Genomic DNA, 20879 nt, shown 5'->3' on the forward strand with positions numbered 1-20879 from the left:
CGGCCCGGGTGTTGGTTCGCCATGGCGATCTTCGGAATCGCCGACGCCAGATTACGCCGATCAACCACACCGCCAACGCCTTTGTTGCACAGCTTTCGCGTCTGCCCCGGATTGCAGAATCGGATTTGTTCCGCTTCCGTTCTCATATGGGAAGCAAGCGCCTCGACAAGATCGGTGACTACGTCCGCCACGGTTTCGACCTGCAGGTGTTCTGCAAATGCGGGCACAAGGCGAAGATTGATGCTGCGACGCTGGCAGATCGCCTACACAAACAGGGCAAGAGCCCGATCATGATGTTCGTCGAAGCGAAACTGCGGTGTTCGAAGTGCGGGCGCAAGGACGTGACTTGCGGGCCTGGGTGGAAGGAGACCTAGGGCCGACGCGCATTGTATAGCTTCCAACCAGCCTCGGTGAGCTCGATCACTCGGGCACATCTATGGCACGCAGAACGCAATCCAGTTGCGGAGTTGTAGAACAGGCTGGGATCTGGTCGGTGATGACCGACCATGCACGCGATTGAAAACATTTATGGCGACCACTGCGATGGCTGTGGTCTCGACATAACCCGCTGAAAAGGTGCGAGTCTTTAACCCGGGTTAGTGTGTGTTACCTATCAAGGGCTCGGTTCATCGCATTGTTATGTGGGGGAACTGGGCGGCTTGGCCGATGTGGGATGATGAGGGGGCGAAGCGGTGGGAGGGTTGAGGGCGGCTTCCTGTTTATCCATCGGCTTGTTCCTTTGCCTTTAAGCAGGCGGCGAGAAGGGCATGGGCGGGGGTTTCGGCGGTCACGTAGATAGGATCGCGAAGCACTTTGCCATCAAGCATGTAGGCAGACCCGCCACCTTTGAAATGCTTGCCTGCGTGCCATTCCATCATGCCCTCCGGCACCAGCATCAACGCAGCATCTGTCCATGCTTCTGCGTCGAGGAAGCGGCGGAAGCGGGCTTGCGTAATCAACCGCCAGTCATTCCACCGCGTGAAGGCCATCTGGTCTTCTGCGCGTTGTTCGGAAATGCGAGCATCGTCCCATGTCATCCAGTCGCAGGGCGGCTCCGGATGAATGACCTTGAACGCCTCTTCCAGCGCCTGTCGGATGTCTGTCATGGCTTCACCTGCATGGCTGATATTGCGGCGGTGGCGGCTTTGGCTTCAACTTCCCAACTGTGGTCTACGATGTGGCGCGCCATTTCTTCGTTGGAGATATTGCCAAGCGCATAGCGGCGTAAAGCCCGCGCTACCCGCTCCACCATTGCATCATCCACGCTAGGGGCAGGGATAAGCTGGTCGGTGCGTTCCTCAAAGGCGCGTTGGAGTATTCGGTGCGCGTTGCCATACATGTGCGCAGGGTGTGTAGGTTCGCAGCCGTAGACAGCGGCGTACATTTCTGCCCACAACTCCACCGCCCACTGTTCCGGTTCAGTCATTGGTCGGGTCCTTCGATAAGGGCGCGGACTTGAAGGCCAAGGGGCGACAAAGACCAGTCGCTGTTAAGCAATCCTGCCTCGCAAAGGTCTTCGCTGATGGCGTTGTAAGCGGCACCGGCAGGCCCCTGCCAACCAGTGATGCGCTCGCGTTCCAGTTCAATCAGACCTGCCGCAATCTCTTCTGCGCTCATGATGCGTCTCCAAGGGCGGCGCGGAGGGCGTTGTATTCCTCGCCGAAGTAGTGCTTGTCGCTTTCCAAGGCCGCGACCAGTGCTTTTGCCGCCTCCCTCAGCCTCTCTATCTCTGCCACAGGATTGAGAGGGGTGGTGTCCGCAGGGTGTCCGCAAAAGTCGCAGCACTCCACGTTTCGAACATGCGTCACGCTTCCGTGCACAGGGTATTGGCACCTTACAGGCTCAAAGCGCTCAAGGCGGTGGCGGGCGATAAGGCGGTCAATGGCGGCGTTGTGCGCCATGACAACCTTACGCACCTGCTTGTGCGTTTCCTCGTCGCCACCGATAACAGCCACCTCGTCGCGGCTTTCCGTCACAATGGCCGAACCCTTCATCGGGTCCGATCCATACCAGCGTTCACGCCAGCGCTGTTGTCCTTGCGCGATGAGGCCGAGTTCTTCTTCAGTCATGGCTGGGTTCCTTGGGTTGGTCATGGGCAGCACCGTGGAGAGCCGCCGCAAAGGTTTTCGTGGGCGTCCATCTCGAACTCGTGGGCATCTCCCTCCCAATCGGTCCACGCCTCGCAGTTGCGGCATTCGAACTGGAGCCGCCCATTTCGATAGTAGAGGCCATCCGGAAGCCCGAGCACCTCATCGATGTCCCACTCGTCGCAGGGGTCATTGCCGTAAAAGCCAAGTTCCCACCGGACATTGAACAGGCGCGCAAGGAAACTGGACGATCTCGGCCTTTCCAGCGTTCCACAGGTCTTATCCATGGCTCACCTCTGCGCCTCTCCACGCTTCAAGGCGCTCGATGCTGTCGTTTTCCCAAGTCTCGCCATCGGGATCGGAAAGCTGCTTTTCCCAACACGGATGACACGGTGCGACGGGACGAACTACATCGGGCGATACGCCTTCATGCGCCTCGTCTATGTCGATCAGGACACCGTTGACGCATTCAACGTCTTGCCCAAAGCGCCCGTCGAGAAAGCCGTTATGGCAGTGCTTGCAGGTCATTGGCTCACCTCTGCGGACAGGGTATAGGCAGGAACCCAGCGTGTGCCGTCGAAGGCCCAGACCGGATCGTAAGGCTTGCGCAAGGTCACTTGCCAACGCCCCCAGAAGAAGCCGAACGCATTGCCACAGTTGAACGGAACGAACTTGCTCGGGCGCATCTGGCGGCGCTCAATCCGAAAGATCGGCGCTTCGTTCTTAACGAAGTAGCGGCGGAATTTGTCTGTGATGCTCATTGGCTCACCTCTGACGGCCTAAGCCGCTTCACGCGATGGATGTCGCCAAAAATGGCGGCGGTTGTCCGATCGATCTTGCCAATGCTCACGCCACGGCGGATCAAGTCGATAGGCGACCGGCCATAACCAGCATCGTGACAGGCCGATGCTGCGAACCAGCGGGCAGATGCTTTAGTGGGGGCCTCGACATAAATGTCGCCAAAGCCGTAAAGCCCCACCTCCCATACGGGCCATTCCTCGCTCATTGGCTCACCTCTGAGAGAGCAGCGTCGATTTTGGCGATTGCTTGGCGGTCATCGTCGAGCAGTTCGCCCATGCAGCAGGCGCATTCCTCGCCCCAATCACCACGGCCCGGACGCTTCATGTATTCATCGATGTCCGCGATGATCTTGCGCGCAGTCTTCAACGCCTCCACAAGTCGCGCGTCTGCGTTGGCTCTGGTGTTCCAGGCTGTGAGGGCGTCCGCAAAGCTGGTCGGCCCGCGCGCTTCACAACAAGCGCATTGCAGGTATCCTTCGCCAAAACGGGTTTCGTGAATCGTTTTGGGTGGAACATTGCTGCAGAAGGGGCAGACTTTAGGCGTTGTATCGGTCACAGGGGCGTCTCCTCTGCATCGATTTCTTCGATCAGGTCGGAAAAGGTGCGTGCGCTGGTGTGGGGCGCATCCAGATCGGGACCGCCCTTGTAGGCGCGCCATCCCTCTGCGCCCCAATGCGAAGCTTCCACGTCGTAGCTGATTTCCCAGCCACGGTGCCAAACGGTGTGGCCAATCTCTGGCTCTACTGGCGGCGTTGTATCGGTCATACGGCCTCCGGGGGTGTGGGGATGCGGATAGGCTTGATACCTGCCTTCTCGGCGCGCGTGCACATATCGGCAGTGCCACGACCTCCGGGGAACGCGACAACGCCATGAGGCTTGCCAAAATCCAACATGCGCTGATTACGGAACGGTCCCGCGTAGTTGCCTTTCAGCCGCCACGGTGCGGGAAACGGAAATGCGGGGATGCCGTGAGCCAGTGCCCATTCGTGGGCCAGTTGATCAGCGCCCTGAAAGCGCACGTTGTCAGGATCGTATCCGGTGATGATCTCTAGGCCATCGTGCCGCATGGCCCAGCGCGACAGTTCCCAAGCCATCGCCCGCTCGTCGCTATAAGCGCGACCGCCACAGACAAGCAGGCGGAAGGCCACGCACCCGTTCCCCACCGTCACCCCTGCGCTACCTGTTTGATTGTCGGTCATGCGGCACCGCCACGGCAGGCCAAAAGGTTAGACAAACAACCGCCGGACGCCGTGATTCCACGCTTCCAAGAAAAGCCGGTTAGACAACTTAGGGGATTGTTATTGCTGGCTTTCTGCACCCCTGCCGGGCGCGCCATCCATCTTGGTATTCGGATCGCGTCTCGCGATCTGGCCTTCCGTTACAGTTGCACGGATTGTGCCCAACATGTGAGGGGCCCGACATGTGAGGGGCCAGGCTATTAGGGACGACGGCAACCTACCGCAGGACGATCCAGGCCGCATTGGCAAGAGCGAGGACCACCATCGCGCATATCAGCACTGGAACAGTGTTGATCTGGGCCGGATCTTCGATGAAGTCGTGCCTGATATCGATTTCCAGCGGCCCATCCTGCGAGATAAGGCAATTCTCGGGCCAACCACAGTTGGCCACTTGGTCGGGCAGCGAACACACGTCCTGGGCGTCAGAATCCAGCATCTGGTTCGGCCTCCGTATTGCTCTGCGATCCGCCTTGACTTGCGCGATGCACCTCGGCGCGCGCATTGGCTGAAAGAATGGACTTCATCAGCGAGAAGCCACGGTCGCTGAGCTTTACCAGCCTTACCCGGCTGTCGAATGCGGCTCGATCCTTCTCGATCAGACCTTCATCCTCAAGAGCCTTTATCCAGCGCAACGACGTCGTGGCCGGGACATTGGATGCAATTTGTACGAATTTGACAGAAACGCGCCTATTTTCGCACCGCCGTATGAAAAGCTCCAGCAAGATATCCCAAGCCGGTTCGCCAAAGATATGCGGGATATATTTCTCTCTGACACGCCGGAATTCGTATATTCTGCGTGCGATTTCGACGTAACTTTGCGATGGCAAGCTGTCTGTTTCGGAAATTGCCATGATCTCGGCAAGCCGGCTCATTTCCTCAGCCAGCACCTGCATTCTCATAGCGACCGCTTGAGCATCCCCCACTTCGGATATGGTAGCTTTGGCGTGCAACTGCATGGAAATCCTTGAGTGAATACGCAGCTGCCATCACTGCATTCCCGCGTTAGGTATTTCACTTACAGGATTTTCTGATCCACTTAAGCCATTAACCTTTAATTTGGATCAATCTACTTCCGGGGAACAGCCAACTCTATCACCATACGGATAAAACTAGCAGTCGAATGTGGGGTAAAAGTTCTAAAATGGAGGATCCTTGAGAATTAGGTCCGATTTGATCGGCATTAAATGCCCATGGATCGGAGCTATGTTGGTTAACGCGGGAAATTTTGTGCGCTATATCACACTCTTTCCGATGCATTTTTTAAAACTTACTTTGATCGGTATCGGACTTGTTTGTTCCGGGCGACGCCTATTTGCGCTATGCCCATAAAGGATGTCCGGAGATATGCAAAATCTGGCCTGGTCCGGCAGCTGGCCCAAAAATACCACCCACTGCAGACCCGGCGGGGATGTCGCCGGCGGGTCAGGATACGCCAACCCCGCTCGCGTTCGTCCGACATCTTGACATAAATAACCAAATAGGTTATTCACGCCCTCAGGTCAGGGAGGGGCAGATGGCCAGTCTACTCCTTGCCTTCGGAGGCAGACGCACGTCGGCAAGCCTTCGGCGCGATCGGTGCGGCAGGTGCGTGCGGGTTCAATGTGGGGCGTCAAGCACAAGACCCACCGGGCATCTTTGCCGTTACCGCAGGACAGAAGGACACCCCCGGGGACTCAAGCGAAGGCAAAGCCCCCAAGCGACGCTGCAGATGCGGAAGCGCCATGATTGTGTGACAAGGTCAGCACAAACGACGCCTTCTTTTCGTGCAGCCGCTTGCCTTGTGAGGCGAGGCAGGAAGCGAGCCACTGCCAACCCCTCGTCCTTCCTGTGTCCTGCCACAGGCTGAGCCGACAGGGGTCCGGAACCGCCCCTTGGCCACTCGCAATCGGTCCCGCGCCCTTCCCGTGCGTGCCACGACGGCACCGCACCGGTCGCGCGATCTGCAACCCGCCCCGGCGTTACCGTCCGCACTCGCCAGCGGATGATCGCTTGCACCGGCAAGGCAAGCCTCACGAAAATGGTATCTTTGGAAACCAGTTTCCGCTATGATGCCGGCAACCCGCATGGTTGCGCGCATTAGTGGAGAGTACCGATGAGCGACACGCAAGTGTCCACCGACCTGTTCGAAAACCCCCTCGGCCTCGATGGTTTCGAGTTCATCGAGTTCTCCGCGCCCGAGGCTGGCACACTCGGCCCGATCTTCGAACGCATGGGCTTCACCCACATCGCCAATCATCGCTCCAAGGCGGTGCAACTGTGGCGCCAGGGCGGCATCAACCTGATCGCCAATTACGAACCGCGCAGCCCCGCCGCGTACTTCGCTGCCGAACACGGCCCCTCGGCCTGCGGCATGGGCTGGCGCGTGCGCAATGCTGCAAAGGCCTATGCCACCGCGCTCGAACGCGGAGCAGAGCCGGTCGAGGTGCGCACTGGCCCCATGGAACTGCGCCTGCCGGCGATCCGCGGCATCGGCGGCTCGATCATCTACCTGATCGACCGCTATGAAGGTGCGCCGCAGGGCGACCTTTCGATCTACGACATCGATTTCGAATACCTGCCCGGCGTTGATCGCCACCCGGTCGGCGCAGGCTTTCACACGATCGATCACCTCACGCACAACGTCTATGGGGGGCGCATGGCGCACTGGGCGGCGTTCTACGAGCGCGTGTTCGGCTTCCGCGAGATCCGCTATTTCGACATCAAGGGCGAATACACCGGCCTGACCAGCCGGGCGATGACCGCTCCCGATGGCAAGATCCGCATCCCCCTCAACGAGGAAGCAAAGGCCGGCGGCGGGCAGATCGAGGAATTCCTGCGCGCCTACAATGGTGAGGGCATCCAGCACATTGCCTTCGCCTGCGAAGATCTGATCGGCGGCTGGGACCAGCTCAAGGCGACCGGCACCCCGTTCATGTCACCTCCGCCCGATACTTATTACGAGATGCTGGACGAGCGCCTGCCCGGCCATGGCGAGGCGGTGGAAGACCTGAAGACGCGCGGTATCCTGCTCGATGGGTCGACCGAGGCGAACGATCCGCGCCTACTGCTGCAGATCTTTTCCGAAACGCAGATCGGCCCGGTGTTCTTCGAATTCATCCAGCGCAAGAAGGACGAAGGCTTCGGCGAAGGCAATTTCACCGCGCTGTTCCAGTCGATGGAGCGCGACCAGATGCGTCGCGGCGTCTTGAAGGTCGAGGAGACTGCAGAATGATCCCGCAGATCAAGCGCATCCACCACGTCGCCTATCGTTGCCGCGACGCAAAGGAGACCGTCGAGTGGTACGAGCGCGTGATGGGGATGCGCTACACCACTGCCTTTGCCGAAGACAAGGTTCCCTCGACTGGCGAGGACGATCCCTACATGCACATCTTCCTGGATTGCGGCGGAGGCAACGTGCTGGCCTTCTTCGAACTGCCGAACCAGCCGGAAATGGGCAAGGACCCCAATACACCTGCCTGGGTCCAGCACATCGCCTTCGAGGTCGAAGACGAAGCTGCTTTGCAATCGGCCAAGGCTCATCTCGAAGCCGAGGGCATCGACGTCCTGGGGCCGACCTACCACGGCGTCTTTCGCTCGATCTACTTCTTCGATCCGAACGGCCATCGGCTGGAATTGGCCTGCAACATCGGCACCGCCGAGCAATACGCAGAACTCGCAGACCTGGCGCCGGTAATGCTCGAGGAATGGAGCCAGACCAAGCGCGCTCCTCGCCACGCCGAATGGCTCCACAAGGACCCTGACCTGACCAAATGAAAAATCGCCCCGGTCGCACTGGCAACCGGGGCGCAATCTTTCAGCAGAACGCCGGGATCAGCGCTTGATCTTGCTCGTGTCGAACGTGCCGAGCCCGGGCTTGAAGCTCTTCTCGTCAAGGAACTGGCGCGTCGCTTCCTTGCGGGCTTCGACGCCGCCGAAGTTGTGCAGCGCTTCCTGCGCGCGGATAAGGTAGTCCTCGGCATTGTCATAAGTCATTTCGGTCATCCGGCGCACCGCCCACTTCGTGGCGCGCAGCGCGTGACCGTCCTTCTTCGACAGCGCTTCGGCAATCTCGAGCACGCGGGCTTGCAGCTTGTCGGCCGGCACGGCCTCGGTGACCAGGCCCTGCTCTTCGGCCTGCTTGCCGGTGAGGTTCTCGCCCATCATCGCATGGTACATCGCCTTGCGCAGCGGCATCAGGTCGGCAACGACCTTCGAAGCGCCGCCACCCGGCAGGATGCCCCAATTGATTTCCGACAGGCCGAACTGCGCGTCTTCAGCGGCAATCGCGATGTCGCAGGCGAACAGCGGGCCATAGCCGCCGCCGAAGCACCACCCGTTGACCATGGCGATCGTCGGCTTTTCGTACCAGCGCAGGCGCTCCCACCAGGAGTAGGCTTCGCGCTGTGCCTTGCGGATCGACCACAGGCCCTCGGCCTCGGTCTCGCGGAAATATTCCTTGAGATCCATGCCGGCCGACCAGGCATCGCCCTCGCCGGTCAGCACCAGGACCTTGACGTCCTCGCGGAACTCCAGGTCGGTGATGACCTTGCCCATCTGGCGGTTGAGCTTGGGGCTCATGCAATTGCGCTTTTCCGGGCGGTTGAACTTCACCCAGGCAATGCCGTTTTCAATGGTGAATTCGACGGTGTCTTCTTCCGCGCGCTCGATCTTCTGCTGTTCGGTCATGTCGGTTCCTTGCGAGATGAGTAAGTCAGATGGGGAAATGGCCGGGCTGGGTTTCCATGGTGATCCAGCGCAGTTCGGTGAAGCTGTCGATCCCCGCCTTGCCGCCGAAGCGGCCGTATCCCGACGCGCCAACGCCCCCGAACGGCATCTGCGCCTCGTCATGGACCGTCGGACCGTTGACGTGGCAGATGCCCGACTTGATCTGGCGGGCAACGCGCAGGCCGCGTGCGGTGTCACGGGTGAACACCGCAGCGGACAGCCCATATTCTGTATCATTGGCAAGTTCGATAGCGTGCGCCTCGTCGCGAGCACGGATTACCCCGACCACCGGGCCGAAGCTTTCGTCACGGAACAGCTTCATGTCTTGGGTCACGCCGGCAACAACGTGTGCTGGCATGAGCACGTTCTGCGTGGTTTCGCCACCCGTGAGCAATTGCGCGCCCTTGGCCAGCGCATCGTCGATCAGGCTCTGGCAGTGGGCGACGGTCTTGGCGTCGACCACGGCGCCCAATGGCGTCGTGCCGTCGCGGGGATCGCCTACCGCCATCGAGGAGACCTTCGCCTTGAACTTCTCGGCAAAGGCATCGGCCACAGCGTCCACGACGATGATCCGCTCTGTCGACATGCAGATCTGGCCCTGATTCATGAAGGCGCCGAACGCTGCAGCCTTGACCGCCTCGTCAAGGTCAGCGTCGTCGAGCACGATCAGCGGGGCCTTTCCACCCAGTTCGAGCAGGCAGGGCTTGAGATGTTCGGCGGCGCGCTTGGCGATGATGCGGCCGACCGCGGTCGAACCGGTAAAATTGATCCGCTTGACCTGTGGCGCATCGATCAGTGCGCCGACGACATCGGCTGCGTCCTTCGGCGCGTTGGTGACGACCTGGACCACGCCTTCGGGGAACCCTGCTTCTTCAAAGGCCTCGATGATCAGGGCGTGGGTACGCGGGCACTGCTCGCTGGCCTTGAGGATCACGGCGTTGCCGCAGGCGAGCGGCACCGCGATGGCGCGGACGCCAAGGATGATCGGAGCGTTCCATGGCGCGATACCAAGAATGACGCCAACCGGTTCGCGCAGCGCCATGGCAACGCAGCCCGGCTTGTCCGACGGAATGACTTCGCCAGAAATCTGGGTGGTCAGCGCCGCGGCTTCGCGCACCATGCTTGCGGCAAGGCCCAGATTGAACAGCGCCCACCCCTTGGTCGCGCCAATTTCGCCCATCATCGCCTCGACAAAGGCTTCGGCACGCGCCTCAAGCGCGGCGGCGGCCTTCATCAGTACCGAGCGGCGTGCGTTCGGGCCGGTGGCGGCCCATTGTGCAAAGGCTTCACCCGCCCTGCCCGCAATCGCCGAAATATCGGACGGCTGCATGGCTTCGGCTTGCGAGGCGACGGCCCCGGTCAAAGGATTGATGCGCTCGAACTGCATGTCTGCTCTCCCAATCTGTTATGATTTATAGCAATCATCTTTGTCTGTCGCAACTGTCATTTCGTACACGGATTGCAGGAGCGGGCAGTCCCCCGCCCTTTTGTGCAGGTGCTAAATCAAGGTTGATCTAACGTGCTCCGGGAGCGATGCCGCCGACCTGTTTTGCAACTGGATCAGACCCTTGCAGCCAGCTATGCGACTGCGTTTGTCAGCAAATCGCGACGGATAAGTGCATTAAATGCAAGCGCGAGATGCGTTTTCGCACTTGCGAAATAAACGAATATCACCCAGATAGGTCGGGCCTTTCAGGCATCCTCTCCCAAACTTCAAAAGGGCCGCCCGGCAACGGTGCGGCCCCTTTTTTTGCCTGCTGTCGAATATCCGCCGACAGTCGCAGTCATTCGTGCGGCAGAATCACGCTCCGTCCGACAACTTCGCGCCGCGACATGGCATCGAACGCGGCTCGCCAGTCGTCCAGGCCGAAACAGGCATGGACGTGCGGTCTGATCGCGCCACTCGAGGCCAATGCAAGAATGCTGGCAAGGTTTTCCGCGCCCCGTTCCGGAAAGCGTCGGCCGTACTCGCCGGCCCTCACCCCGACCACGGAAAACCCTTTGATCAGCGGGATGTTTGCACCCACGCTGGGGATGCGGCCGGCGGCAAAGCCGACGACGAGCAGGCGTCCATCAAATGCGATGCACCGCAAGGATTCATCGAAAACTTCGGCCCCGACCGGATCGAAGATGAGGTCGGCGCCCCGCCCAGCGGTCAAGCCGAGCACGACCTCACGAAAGCCGGGGGAGCCGTCTATCACTTCGGCATCAGGATGCAGGGCAGCAATCGCATGGCGCTTGGATTCGCTGGATGCGGTGGCAAGGACTCGCAGGCCCAACGCCAGCCCAAGATCGACCGCCGCAAGCCCCACGCCGCCAGCGGCGCCATGCACCAGCAAGGTTTCGCCTCTTTCGCAGCGGCCTCGGCGGACCAGCGCAACCCAGGCCGTCAGGTATGCTGCTCGAAGCGCAGCGCCCTGCGCCATCGACAGCGACGCGGGCAGCGGCAGCATCGCCTCGTCGCCGAACAGCCCATAGCGCGCCACAGCCCCCGTCAATCCGCCGACGATGACCCGGTCCCCAGCAACAAATGCGCTGCCGGGTGCCGCCTCGACGATGGTCCCTGCGCCTTCCATGCCGGGGATGAACGGCACCGCAGGCTTGGCCTGATAGAGCCCCTTGGTCATCAGCAGATCGGGGAAACCAAGGGCCGTCGCCTCGATCCGTACCAGCGATTGCCCTGCGCGCGCTGCCGGCATCGGCAAATCGACCAGCGCCAGACCGCCAAGGTCTGCGCTCAATGACTGCACTTGCAGCGCCCGATTCGTAGCCATCTCGGATCCTCCTTTCCGTACCATGGCGGCGCTCGCACCAAGGCGGAAGGCCCGTTTCATGACCAATTGCCCCTGCAACCCGCCTCGCGATGCCGCAGTGCAGCGCGAACGCCATCGTTGTTGGCGGGCCTCACGGAGGCAGGCGCACGTACATATCGAGGTTCGGCCTGTTCGAATGAAGTTGCTGACTTGCGGCGACATTCTGAACATCTGTCCAGAATGTGTTCATACGAATATGCCAGAGCGTGATACTGACCTGATCGCGCGACTGCGGGGTATGCTGCACGGCACAAGTGAACCTTTGAAAATCAAGCATTTCCGGGGGTTTTTGCTTGCCTGCAGGATAGCTTGCCCATAAATTATGCAGCAGATCAGGGCAGTCGGAATACCTCTGACAAACCTGGCACGGGACCGGTCAAAGTCGGCCCGATCGAATATCCTTCGCAGGAGAAATTGCCATGAAGATCCATTACGCCGCTGCGGCGGCAATTGTCGCGCTTTGCGCCTCCGGCACTGCCCTTGCCGGCAAAGCCCCACAGACGGTCAAGCTTTCGGTATCGGCCGACGGTCTGGACCTGACCAAGGCCGCCGATATCCGCAAGCTGCGCAACCGCATCGCTGATGCCGCCGCTGCTGCATGCGATCCGGCTGACCGCATGATCGTGACCACCCTGCCCGACTATCAGTGCCGTCGTGAAGCCATTGCCGGGGCCGAACCCACGGTACAGGAATTGTCGCAGGCCGCGCGTCGCGGGGCCATGGCACGCTGAGAGCGATGCAGGGTGGCAGCGTGAGCCGACTGACGCGCCGCCACCCTGCTGGTCAGTTATCCAGCACCTTGATGGCGACAGCTGCTGCGGCAGCGCGGGTTTCCACGCCCACTTTCTCGAAGATGCGTTCGAGGTGCTTCTGCACCGTGCGCGGGCTGATTGCCAGCACTTCGGAAATCATCCCGTTCGACTTTCCATAGCTGATCCAGAGCAGTACCTCGGCTTCCCGGTCGGTAAGGGAAAGGCGCTGCTGCAGCCGCATGACGTCGGCCTTGGGATTGAGATCGTTCAGCCGGATGAGCAGTTCGGTTTCGCGGTATTGCGCGATAAGCACGAGCTCGAGCGCCCCCTCATCGTGTTCGATGCGTGCCGAGGAGCCGATCGTGCTTCGCGAGAGAAGCCGGACAAGGGCAGCCTGAACGCTTTCGGGCAAGGCCTTGCCCCGGCGGCCCCATGCCGGATCGAGGCGCGCGATGACGGCGTCAGCCATCGGCGTGCTCCAGAGCTGGCTGCCTTGCCGATCGACTGCCATCATGGCTCGGCCAGTGGCGTCAAGGCCAGCCGCACCTGCCTGCATCGCCCTTGCCTGGCCGATGTGAACCCGCACGCGCGCCAGCAATTCATGCACGTTTACCGGCTTGCGCAGGTAATCGATGCCGCCAGCCTCGAACCCCTGGACGACATGCTCGCTTTCGGTCAGCCCGGTCATGAAGACGACCGGCACATGCGCCAGCCCAGCCCGGCGCTTGATGCGGGCGGTCGTCTCGAAGCCGGTCATGCCGGGCATGATACCGTCCATCAGGATAAGGTCGGGCGTCACATGCTGCAGCAGGTCGAGCGCCGACGCGCCCGACACTGCCACCAGCACCGTGATCCCGGCATTTTCCAGAGTATCGGTAAGGAAACGCAGCGAGTCCGGCTCGTCATCGACGACAAGCACGGTGTCACGGCGCGGGTCGAGCTCGGCCATGCTCAGATTTCCTCCAGCACACGCCGCATCGCCACGAGATCGAAGCGATCAAGGCAATCGTGCAGGCGGGAAACGAATGCGGCAGCACCGGGATCGGCCTCGGCGAGCTTCCGTATCCCGCCCTCAAGGCCGCGCACATGGCCAATCTGCACAAGCGCCTTCAGCTTGTCGGCATGAAGTCTGGCCTCTTCCGAAAGAACGGGCGCGCTGGCATGAGCCGGGGCCTTGGCCGAAGCTGCTGCGGGCTTGATCCAGTCCACCCTGAGGCGGCGGCCGACGGCATCGATCAGCTTGCGAAAATCGATCGGCTTCAGCAGGAATTCGTCATGCGCTGCGGCCTGTCCGGTCAACCCGTGCCGTTCGGCGGCATTCGCCGAAAGCATGAGGATCTGGAGTTCCCTGCCATGCGCGGCGCGAAGCTGCGCTGCCACGTCCCACCCCGACATTCCCGGCATCGAGACATCGAGAATCGCGGCATCGAAGCGGCCGAGGCGAGACTTTGCCAGGGCGCTTTCGCCATCGCTTGCGGTCTCGACGGCAAAGCCGAGATCCTCGAACGTCAGGCGCAGCATCTGCAGATGATCGGCATCATCGTCGACGAGGAGCAGGCTGCGCCGAGGGCCAGCGTATCCGGTAGGCCGCTCGTCCTGCGCCGATGGATCGACATCGGCCGACACCTGCGGCGCCATGAGCACCATGCGGAAGCACGAGCCTTCGCCTTCGCGGCTGACCAGCGACAGATCGCCGCCGAGCATGCGCACGATCGCGCTGGTGATCGCAAGCCCGAGGCCGGCTCCGCTCTGGTCGGCGGCAGCCTGGGTGGCGCCGCGCGCATAAGGCGTGAAAATCGCCTCCTGATCCTCTTGGGCAATGCCGGGTCCGGTGTCGCGCACCTCGAAAGTCGCAAGCTCGCTCGCCCAGTCGAGCCTTACGGCTACGGCACCCCGGTTGGTAAACTTGACCGCATTCGACACGAGATTGATCAGCGCCTGTCGCAGCCGCCTTTCGTCCATGCGCACGAAATCGGGTACGCGCCTGCCGAAGGTGCAGACGAGATCCAGCCCCTTCTGCTCGGCCTGGGGTCGGAACATGTCGGCTACCTGGTTGACCAGGCTGCGCAGGCGGAACACGGTGGCATCGAGCCGGACTACGCCCTGCTCCACCGCCGCAATGTCGAGCAGGCCTTCGACGAGGTTGGCGAGGTGTTCGGCGCTGCGCCGGATAACGCGTCCGGCAGCAACCGGTTCGATCTCGCCTCCCTGCTCGATCAGTTGTGCGTAACCGTAGATCGCGTTCAGCGGCGATCGGATCTCGTGGCTGACGGTGGCCAGATAGCGGCTCTTCGCAAGGCTCGCTGCGGTAGCGGCGCCAAGTGCGCGGCGAAGATCGGCATTTTCGGCAACAAGTTCGTCATGCGTGCGCGCATCGTTGGCGGCGCTGGACATGCCCCTGTCCGCAACCGTATCCACGTGTCTTTGCATGCGCCGGTCGCTTCGCTGACCCGTCATTCCAGCAATTCCCGCGTGCCGTTGCTCTGTTATTCGGCACGCGGAATATTGTGCACTGCAAAGCGGCCTAACTCAAGTCCCCGCATCTCCCTGCGCGCGATCCGTTCGCTTCTTGGGATCGATCAGATCACCTGATCGCGCTGCAAGCGCTGCAGCAACCGGACTGCGACCGAGTGGCGGATCGCCTTGCCTTCGCGGAGCTTGACCCAGGTGTTCAGCCCGATGCCAAAGTGGGTCTGGATGACTTCGGGCTTCTGGCACTTGAGCATGGCAGCCATCTTGTTGACGACAGCCGGTTCAACCTGGGTAAGGCGCTGGATAGTCATGGTACCTCACTGAATCGCCACGTGCGGTGGTTTCTGTGGACACCATATTTTTTGCACTGCACTATCCGACATACGTCATTTGCCGCATGCCATTTCTGGACAATCGTCATATTTTGGTCAGCCAACCAGCGTCTGAAGCCGGAACGCGGGTGGCCTCAGGGCCTGTGCAAAACAACTTGTCCGCCGGGCAGCGGCGATTAATCATGCGATCACCACCAACCCAAGGCACAGGCGATCTACCCGATGGCAACTCTTTCAGGCAGTGCAGATATCGTGCGCTACAACGCAGTGGCGCGAGGGTTCCATGCGGTAATCGCAGCAATGGTCATCTTCAATCTTGCCACCGGAATCGGCGGCGATGCACTTGAAAAGACCTGGAATCCCTTTCCGGCGCACAAGGCCACCGGCATCCTGATCCTCGTCCTTTCGCTGGCCCGCCTTGGCTGGCGCTTAACCTGGACGACGCCCGATTGGCCCACCACGATGGGCAAGGTCCAGCGCACGGTCGCAAAGGTTACCCATGCCGCGCTTTACGCGCTGATGATCATCGTGCCGCTGACCGGTTGGATCTTTTCCTCGGCTGGCAAGTATCCGCTGTCGATCTATGGCCTGTTCGATTGGCCCAAGCTGGCCGTGACCAAGGATTCGCCGCTTGCCGGCGCTGCGCACGAAAGTCATGAAGTGCTCGGCTTCCTGATGGCCGGCCTGGTCGTGCTGCACATTGCTGCAGCGCTGCATCACCATTTCATCATCAAGGACAATGTCTTGCGCCGCATGCTCTGACGCGCAGACGTATTCTCCCCGACAGCACGCCGCCAATGCCATAAGGCCGTTCCGCAAACGATTGGGGGCGGAACGAACGTGGCAGCAAGCAGGCCTGTTTCTGACAATGCGCGCGCGGTTTTGCATTCGCTGCTTGCCGCCGCCCCATTGCCTCGCTTACCTCTGATGGCGGGAGTTCGATGCAGGATCTCGCGAACGGCCGCGGCGGAGGCAGACCTCCGTTTGGAAAGAGCCGTCGGCGTGATCCCGGAAGGCCGGTACAACCGGCGTACCTGCGATACGGTGCCAACTGGCCATAACGCAGCGCCAAACAGGGTGGGACTTGTCGCATGAGCCTCGAAAAGACCTCCAGCGCGGGCGAGATCGACGCCAAGATCATCGACGTGCTGCGTCACCGCGTCGGCAAGGATGAGCGCGCTGCCAAGCCGCACGACTGGTACACCGCGACTGTTCTGACGCTGCGCGATGCGATCATCGATCAGTGGATGGAATCGACGCGCGAGACTTATGAAAAGGGCGGCAAGCGGGTCTATTACCTCAGCCTTGAATTCCTGATCGGACGGCTGCTGCGTGATGCCCTGTCGAACATGGGCCTGACGCGCGACATGGAAAAGGCGCTGCGCGAACACGGCCTTGACCTTGCGGCGCTGGAGAATCTCGAGCCCGATGCAGCCCTTGGCAACGGTGGCCTCGGCCGTCTTGCCGCCTGTTTCATGGAGAGCCTCGCGAGCCTTGGCATCCCGGCCTATGGCTATGGCATCCGTTATGTGAACGGCATGTTCCGCCAGCGCATCGACGATGGCTGGCAGGTGGAACTGCCCGAGACATGGCTGAGCCACGGCAACCCCTGGGAGTTTGACCGTCGCGAGAGCGCCTACATCATCGGCTTCGGCGGCGAAGTCGTCGAAACCGGCGACGGCGTTGAATGGCGCCCGGCCGAAAAGGTCGAAGCAAGCGCGGTAGACACGCCCGTCGTCGGCTGGCGCGGCAAGCGCGTCAACACCCTGCGCCTGTGGACCGCCCATGCCTTCGATCCGCTGCGGCTCGATGCCTTCAATGCCGGCGACCACTTCGGCGCGCTGGCCGAACAGGTCCGCGCCGACAGCCTCGTCCGCGTGCTCTACCCGGCGGATTCAACTCCGGCCGGGCAGGAACTGCGGCTGCGTCAGGAGTACTTCTTCACCTCGGCTTCGATCCAGGACATCGTGCGCCGCCACGTGCAGTTCCATGGCGACATCCGCACCCTGCCCGACAAGGCCGCGATCCAGCTCAACGATACGCACCCTGCGGTGGCCGTGGCTGAACTGATGCGGTTGATGGTCGATGGCCATGGCCTCGAGTTCAACGAAGCGTGGGAAGTGACCAAGGCGACCGTCGGCTACACCAACCACACGCTGCTGCCCGAAGCGCTCGAATCATGGCCGCTGCCTCTGTTCGAGCGCCTGCTGCCGCGTCACATGCAGATCATCTATGCGATCAACAGCCGCGTGCTGCGCGAGGCGCGCAAGGCCGGGCTGGATGATGCCGCCATCGCCGCGATCAGCCTGATCGACGAAGGTGGCGAGCGCCGTGTGCGCATGGCAAACCTTGCCTTCTCGGGCGCACACAGCGTCAACGGCGTGGCCGCCCTGCACACCGACCTGATGAAGACCACGGTCTTCTCGGACCTGCACAAGCTCTACCCCACGCGCATCAACAACAAGACCAATGGCGTCACCCCGCGCCGCTGGCTGCAGCAATGCAATCCGGGGCTGACTTCGGTGCTGAAGGACGCCATCGGCCCGGCCTTTCTCGACGATGCGGAGAAGCTGGCCGATCTCAACGCGCTTGCCGACGACGCCGCGCTGGGCGAACGCATTGCCGAGGTCAAGCGCACCAACAAGGTGGCGCTGGCCAAGCACATCAAGGAGATCACCGGCGTCAGGCTCGATCCGGATGCCCTGTTCGACGTGCAGATCAAGCGCATCCACGAGTACAAGCGGCAGTTGCTCAACCTAATCGAGACTGTCGCACTCTACGATCAGATTCGCAGCCATCCCGAGCGCGACTGGGTTCCGCGCGTAAAGATCTTCGGCGGCAAGGCGGCTTCAAGCTATCACAACGCCAAGCTGGTCATCAAACTGGCCAACGACATTGCACGCCGCGTCAATTCCGATCCTTCGGTCGGCGGTTTGCTCAAGGTCGTGTTTGTTCCGAACTACAACGTGAGCCTTGCCGAGAAGATCATTCCGGCGGCCGACCTTTCAGAGCAGATCTCGACAGCCGGCATGGAGGCATCGGGCACTGGCAACATGAAGTTTGCCTTGAACGGCGCGCTCACCATCGGCACGCTCGATGGGGCCAACATCGAGATCAAGGACCATGTCGGCGATGCCAACATCGAGATCTTCGGTCTGACCGCGCAGGAAGTCGAGGACAAGCGCGCCAACGGCTATGTCCCTCGCGACTTGATCGATGGCTCCCGCGAGTTGCAGCAGGCGCTTGCGGCGATTGCCACCGGCGTGTTCTCGCCCGACGATCCTGACCGGTACAAGGGCCTGATGGGCGGAATCTTCGACCACGACTGGTTCATGGTCGCTGCCGACTTCGACAGCTATCACGCCGCACAGCGCAACATTGATCGTCGCTGGGAACAGCAGGCAGCGTGGCGCGCTTCGGCAATCAGAAACATTGCCAACGTAGGCTGGTTCTCGTCCGATCGCACGATCGGCGAATATGCCCGCGATATCTGGGGGGTCTGAAAGCCAGCATGAAGCCACCGGCGAGCGCCATTGATGCCCTGCTTGACGGGACGCACGCCGATCCTTTTTCGCTTCTTGGCATTCATGAAGGGCCCGAGGGCGCATTTGCCCGCGCAGTCCTGCCCGGTGCAGAGGAGGCGGTTGCCTGGTCGCTGGGTGGCAAGAGGCTTGGCAAGCTGACGCGAGTGGACGGACGCGGTCTGTTCGAAGGCAAGGTCAAGGGCAAGCGCCAGCCGGTGCGCTATGCCTGCAAGGCCGGCAGCCACGAATGGCTGGTAACCGATCCCTATTCCTTCGGCCCGGTCCTTGGCCCGCTAGATGACTTCCTGATTGCCGAGGGCACGCACCATCGCCTGTTCGACAAGATGGGTGCGCACCTGATCGAACATGAGGGTGCCAGCGGCGTCCATTTCGCGGTCTGGGCGCCGAACGCCCAGGTCGTCAGCGTGGTCGGCGATTTCAACGATTGGGACCATCGTCGGCACCCGATGCGTCGCCGCGCGGATATCGGCGTGTGGGAAGTGTTCATCCCCGATATCGGCGAGCATCGCACCTACAAGTACCGGATCATCGGTGCGGATGGCACTGTCATGCCGCTGAAGGCCGATCCGTTTGCGCAGGCGGCAGAGTTCCGACCCAGCACGGCCTCGATCACCGCGCACCCGGTAAAGCTGGACTGGGGCGATGCCGACCACCGCGCCCACTGGGCGAGCGTCGATCCGCGCCGACAGCCGATCTCGATCTACGAGGTGCATCCCGGCTCATGGCAGAAGCCGCATGACGAGGGATTCTACACCTGGGATGAACTGGCTGACCGGCTGATCCCCTATGCTGCGGAAATGGGCTTCACGCACATCGAGTTCCTGCCGGTTTCCGAGCATCCCTACGATCCGTCGTGGGGATACCAGACCACCGGTCTCTATGCACCGTCCGCCCGCTTCGGTCCGCCCGAAGGTTTCGCCCGCTTTGTCGATGGCGCACACCGGGCGGGGGTTTCGGTGCTGATCGACTGGGTGCCGGCGCACTTCCCGACCGACGAGCACGGCCTTGTGCGCTTCGATGGCACGGCACTGTACGAGCATGAAGATCCGCGCCTCGGCTTCCACCCGGACTGGAACACGCTGATCTACAACTTCGGCCGCCGCGAAGTGGTCAGCTTTCTCGTCAACAACGCGCTGTTCTGGGCCGAGCGCTACCATGTCGACGGCCTGCGCGTCGATGCGGTCGCCTCGATGCTCTACCGCGATTATTCGCGCCCGGCGGGCGAGTGGCTCCCCAATGTTGAGGGCGGGCGAGAGAACTGGGAAGCGGTGGAGTTTCTCAAGGCGATGAACCGCGCGGTCTATCGCAGCCATGCAGGGTTCCTGACCATGGCCGAGGAATCGACCACCTGGCCCGGCGTGACGCGCCCGGCCTTTGATGATGGTCCCCGTGAGAACCTTGGCTTCGGCTTCAAGTGGAACATGGGCTTCATGAACGACACGCTGAAGTACATGGCCCGCGATCCGGTGCATCGGCGCTATCATCATGACGACATCACGTTCGGGCTGATGTACGCCTTCACCGAAAATTTCGTGCTTCCGCTCAGCCATGACGAAGTCGTCCATGGCAAGGGTTCGCTTCTGAACAAGATGAGCGGCGGTGACTGGCAGAAGTTTGCCAACTTGCGCGCCTATTACGGGATGATGTGGGGTTACCCCGGCAAGAAGCTGCTGTTCATGGGCCAGGAATTTGCGCAGCGCCGCGAATGGAGCGAGGCACGCAGCCTCGACTGGGACCTGCTCGATGCGCCCGCGCACGAAGGCGTCCGCCGCTGGGTACGCGATCTCAACCGCGTCTACACCACCCGCCCAGCCCTTCATGCCCGCGACTGCGAGCCGGAGGGCTTCGAATGGCTGGTCGTCGACGACGCGCAGGCCTCGGTTTTCGCCTGGCTGCGCAAGGCACCCGGCGCGAAGCCTGTCGCGGTAATCTGCAACATGACACCGCAGGTTCACGGGCACTATCGCCTACCGCTGCCGCACGACGGCGAATGGCGCGAGGTGCTGAACAGCGATGCGCAGGACTATGGCGGCAGCGGCATCGGCAACTTGGGCCAAGTGACCGCCGAAGGCGGGGCAGCACTGGTCGTCCTGCCGCCGCTGGCAACGCTGATACTCGAATTCCAGGGATAAGAAC

At 61.5% G+C, this 20879-nt stretch carries 26 protein-coding genes; 7 read left to right on the top strand and 19 right to left on the bottom strand.

Features of this window, described 5'->3' with window-relative positions:
• Positions 1-146: 146 nt before the first annotated feature.
• Positions 147-374, top strand: a complete 228-nt coding sequence (locus B9A23_RS22170) for a hypothetical protein (RefSeq protein WP_139797353.1) — start codon at positions 147-149, stop codon at positions 372-374.
• 345 nt (positions 375-719) lie between these two features.
• Here B9A23_RS22170 and B9A23_RS05775 read toward each other — a convergent pair whose 3' ends face one another.
• From B9A23_RS05775 to B9A23_RS05830, 13 genes are all read right to left on the bottom strand, one after another.
• A complete protein-coding gene (locus B9A23_RS05775) occupies positions 720-1106 on the bottom strand; it encodes a hypothetical protein (RefSeq protein WP_084277937.1) in 387 nt (128 codons plus the stop codon).
• Entirely contained in the window at positions 1103-1426 is a 324-nt protein-coding gene (locus B9A23_RS05780; protein WP_084277938.1) for a hypothetical protein, read from the bottom strand. Before B9A23_RS05780 ends, B9A23_RS05775 begins: the two co-directional genes overlap by 4 nt.
• Positions 1423-1617 carry a hypothetical protein gene (locus B9A23_RS05785; RefSeq protein WP_084277939.1) on the bottom strand — a complete coding sequence of 65 codons (195 nt, stop codon included), beginning with the start codon at positions 1615-1617 and terminating at the stop codon, positions 1423-1425. The genes B9A23_RS05780 and B9A23_RS05785 overlap by 4 nt, the downstream gene beginning before the upstream one ends.
• Positions 1614-2069 (bottom strand): hypothetical protein, encoded by a 456-nt coding sequence (locus tag B9A23_RS05790; protein WP_139797354.1) that lies wholly within the window; start codon positions 2067-2069, stop codon positions 1614-1616. The genes B9A23_RS05785 and B9A23_RS05790 overlap by 4 nt, the downstream gene beginning before the upstream one ends.
• A 20-nt stretch (positions 2070-2089) precedes the next feature.
• A complete protein-coding gene (locus B9A23_RS05795) occupies positions 2090-2374 on the bottom strand; it encodes a hypothetical protein (protein ID WP_084277941.1) in 285 nt (94 codons plus the stop codon).
• Positions 2367-2615: a hypothetical protein gene (locus B9A23_RS05800; RefSeq protein WP_084277942.1), complete on the bottom strand. Its 249-nt coding sequence runs from the start codon at positions 2613-2615 to the stop codon at positions 2367-2369. Before B9A23_RS05800 ends, B9A23_RS05795 begins: the two co-directional genes overlap by 8 nt.
• Positions 2612-2848: a hypothetical protein gene (locus B9A23_RS05805; RefSeq protein WP_084277943.1), complete on the bottom strand. Its 237-nt coding sequence runs from the start codon at positions 2846-2848 to the stop codon at positions 2612-2614. Before B9A23_RS05805 ends, B9A23_RS05800 begins: the two co-directional genes overlap by 4 nt.
• The gene (locus B9A23_RS05810; protein WP_084277944.1) at positions 2845-3093 is read right to left on the bottom strand and encodes a hypothetical protein; all 249 of its coding nucleotides are present in this window, start codon (positions 3091-3093) and stop codon (positions 2845-2847) included. The genes B9A23_RS05805 and B9A23_RS05810 overlap by 4 nt, the downstream gene beginning before the upstream one ends.
• Positions 3090-3443, bottom strand: coding sequence for a hypothetical protein (locus B9A23_RS22175; protein WP_139797355.1), 354 nt, complete (start codon positions 3441-3443; stop codon positions 3090-3092). The genes B9A23_RS05810 and B9A23_RS22175 overlap by 4 nt, the downstream gene beginning before the upstream one ends.
• Positions 3440-3652: a hypothetical protein gene (locus B9A23_RS05815; RefSeq protein WP_084277945.1), complete on the bottom strand. Its 213-nt coding sequence runs from the start codon at positions 3650-3652 to the stop codon at positions 3440-3442. The genes B9A23_RS22175 and B9A23_RS05815 overlap by 4 nt, the downstream gene beginning before the upstream one ends.
• Positions 3649-4086: an SLOG family protein gene (locus B9A23_RS05820; RefSeq protein ID WP_084277946.1), complete on the bottom strand. Its 438-nt coding sequence runs from the start codon at positions 4084-4086 to the stop codon at positions 3649-3651. The genes B9A23_RS05815 and B9A23_RS05820 overlap by 4 nt, the downstream gene beginning before the upstream one ends.
• A gap of 256 nt (positions 4087-4342) precedes the next feature.
• Positions 4343-4561, bottom strand: a complete 219-nt coding sequence (locus B9A23_RS05825; RefSeq protein WP_139797356.1) for a hypothetical protein — start codon at positions 4559-4561, stop codon at positions 4343-4345.
• Positions 4548-5081: a helix-turn-helix domain-containing protein gene (locus tag B9A23_RS05830; RefSeq protein ID WP_139797357.1), complete on the bottom strand. Its 534-nt coding sequence runs from the start codon at positions 5079-5081 to the stop codon at positions 4548-4550. The genes B9A23_RS05825 and B9A23_RS05830 overlap by 14 nt, the downstream gene beginning before the upstream one ends.
• A gap of 1136 nt (positions 5082-6217) precedes the next feature.
• Between B9A23_RS05830 and hppD the strand changes: the two genes are divergently transcribed.
• A complete protein-coding gene (gene hppD, locus B9A23_RS05835) occupies positions 6218-7336 on the top strand; it encodes a 4-hydroxyphenylpyruvate dioxygenase (protein ID WP_084277949.1) in 1119 nt (372 codons plus the stop codon).
• The gene (locus B9A23_RS05840) at positions 7333-7878 is read left to right on the top strand and encodes a VOC family protein (protein WP_084277950.1); all 546 of its coding nucleotides are present in this window, start codon (positions 7333-7335) and stop codon (positions 7876-7878) included. The genes hppD and B9A23_RS05840 overlap by 4 nt, the downstream gene beginning before the upstream one ends.
• 57 nt (positions 7879-7935) lie before the next feature.
• Here B9A23_RS05840 and B9A23_RS05845 read toward each other — a convergent pair whose 3' ends face one another.
• The 3 genes from B9A23_RS05845 to B9A23_RS05855 all read right to left on the bottom strand — a co-directional run bounded on the left by B9A23_RS05845 (position 7936) and on the right by B9A23_RS05855 (position 11603).
• Positions 7936-8790, bottom strand: coding sequence for a p-hydroxycinnamoyl CoA hydratase/lyase (locus B9A23_RS05845; RefSeq protein ID WP_084277951.1), 855 nt, complete (start codon positions 8788-8790; stop codon positions 7936-7938).
• A gap of 25 nt (positions 8791-8815) precedes the next feature.
• Complete coding sequence (locus B9A23_RS05850; RefSeq protein WP_084277952.1) at positions 8816-10216, bottom strand: aldehyde dehydrogenase; 1401 nt, start codon at positions 10214-10216, stop codon at positions 8816-8818.
• A gap of 397 nt (positions 10217-10613) precedes the next feature.
• Positions 10614-11603: an NADPH:quinone oxidoreductase family protein gene (locus tag B9A23_RS05855; protein ID WP_084278310.1), complete on the bottom strand. Its 990-nt coding sequence runs from the start codon at positions 11601-11603 to the stop codon at positions 10614-10616.
• A gap of 458 nt (positions 11604-12061) precedes the next feature.
• Between B9A23_RS05855 and B9A23_RS05860 the strand changes: the two genes are divergently transcribed.
• On the top strand, positions 12062-12373 hold the full coding sequence (locus tag B9A23_RS05860) for a UrcA family protein (protein WP_084277953.1): 312 nt from the start codon (positions 12062-12064) through the stop codon (positions 12371-12373).
• A gap of 52 nt (positions 12374-12425) precedes the next feature.
• Here B9A23_RS05860 and B9A23_RS05865 read toward each other — a convergent pair whose 3' ends face one another.
• From B9A23_RS05865 to B9A23_RS05875, 3 genes are all read right to left on the bottom strand, one after another.
• The gene (locus B9A23_RS05865; protein ID WP_084277954.1) at positions 12426-13343 is read right to left on the bottom strand and encodes a response regulator; all 918 of its coding nucleotides are present in this window, start codon (positions 13341-13343) and stop codon (positions 12426-12428) included.
• A gap of 2 nt (positions 13344-13345) precedes the next feature.
• Positions 13346-14788, bottom strand: coding sequence for an ATP-binding response regulator (locus B9A23_RS05870; RefSeq protein WP_254895019.1), 1443 nt, complete (start codon positions 14786-14788; stop codon positions 13346-13348).
• Positions 14789-14973: 185 nt separating this feature from the next.
• Positions 14974-15177 (bottom strand): hypothetical protein, encoded by a 204-nt coding sequence (locus B9A23_RS05875; protein ID WP_084277956.1) that lies wholly within the window; start codon positions 15175-15177, stop codon positions 14974-14976.
• Positions 15178-15420: 243 nt separating this feature from the next.
• Here B9A23_RS05875 and B9A23_RS05880 point away from each other — a divergent pair, with 243 nt between their 5' ends.
• The 3 genes from B9A23_RS05880 (at position 15421) to glgB (ending at position 20875) form a co-directional block, all read left to right on the top strand.
• The gene (locus B9A23_RS05880) at positions 15421-15960 is read left to right on the top strand and encodes a cytochrome b (protein ID WP_084277957.1); all 540 of its coding nucleotides are present in this window, start codon (positions 15421-15423) and stop codon (positions 15958-15960) included.
• A 329-nt stretch (positions 15961-16289) separates the two neighbouring features.
• Entirely contained in the window at positions 16290-18701 is a 2412-nt protein-coding gene (locus B9A23_RS05885; RefSeq protein WP_084277958.1) for a glycogen/starch/alpha-glucan phosphorylase, read from the top strand.
• 8 nt (positions 18702-18709) lie between these two features.
• Positions 18710-20875 (top strand): 1,4-alpha-glucan branching protein GlgB, encoded by a 2166-nt coding sequence (glgB, locus tag B9A23_RS05890; RefSeq protein ID WP_084277959.1) that lies wholly within the window; start codon positions 18710-18712, stop codon positions 20873-20875.
• Positions 20876-20879: the final 4 nt, after the last annotated feature.

This window comes from Novosphingobium sp. B1, from assembly GCF_900176395.1.
Taxonomy (GTDB): domain Bacteria; phylum Pseudomonadota; class Alphaproteobacteria; order Sphingomonadales; family Sphingomonadaceae; genus Novosphingobium.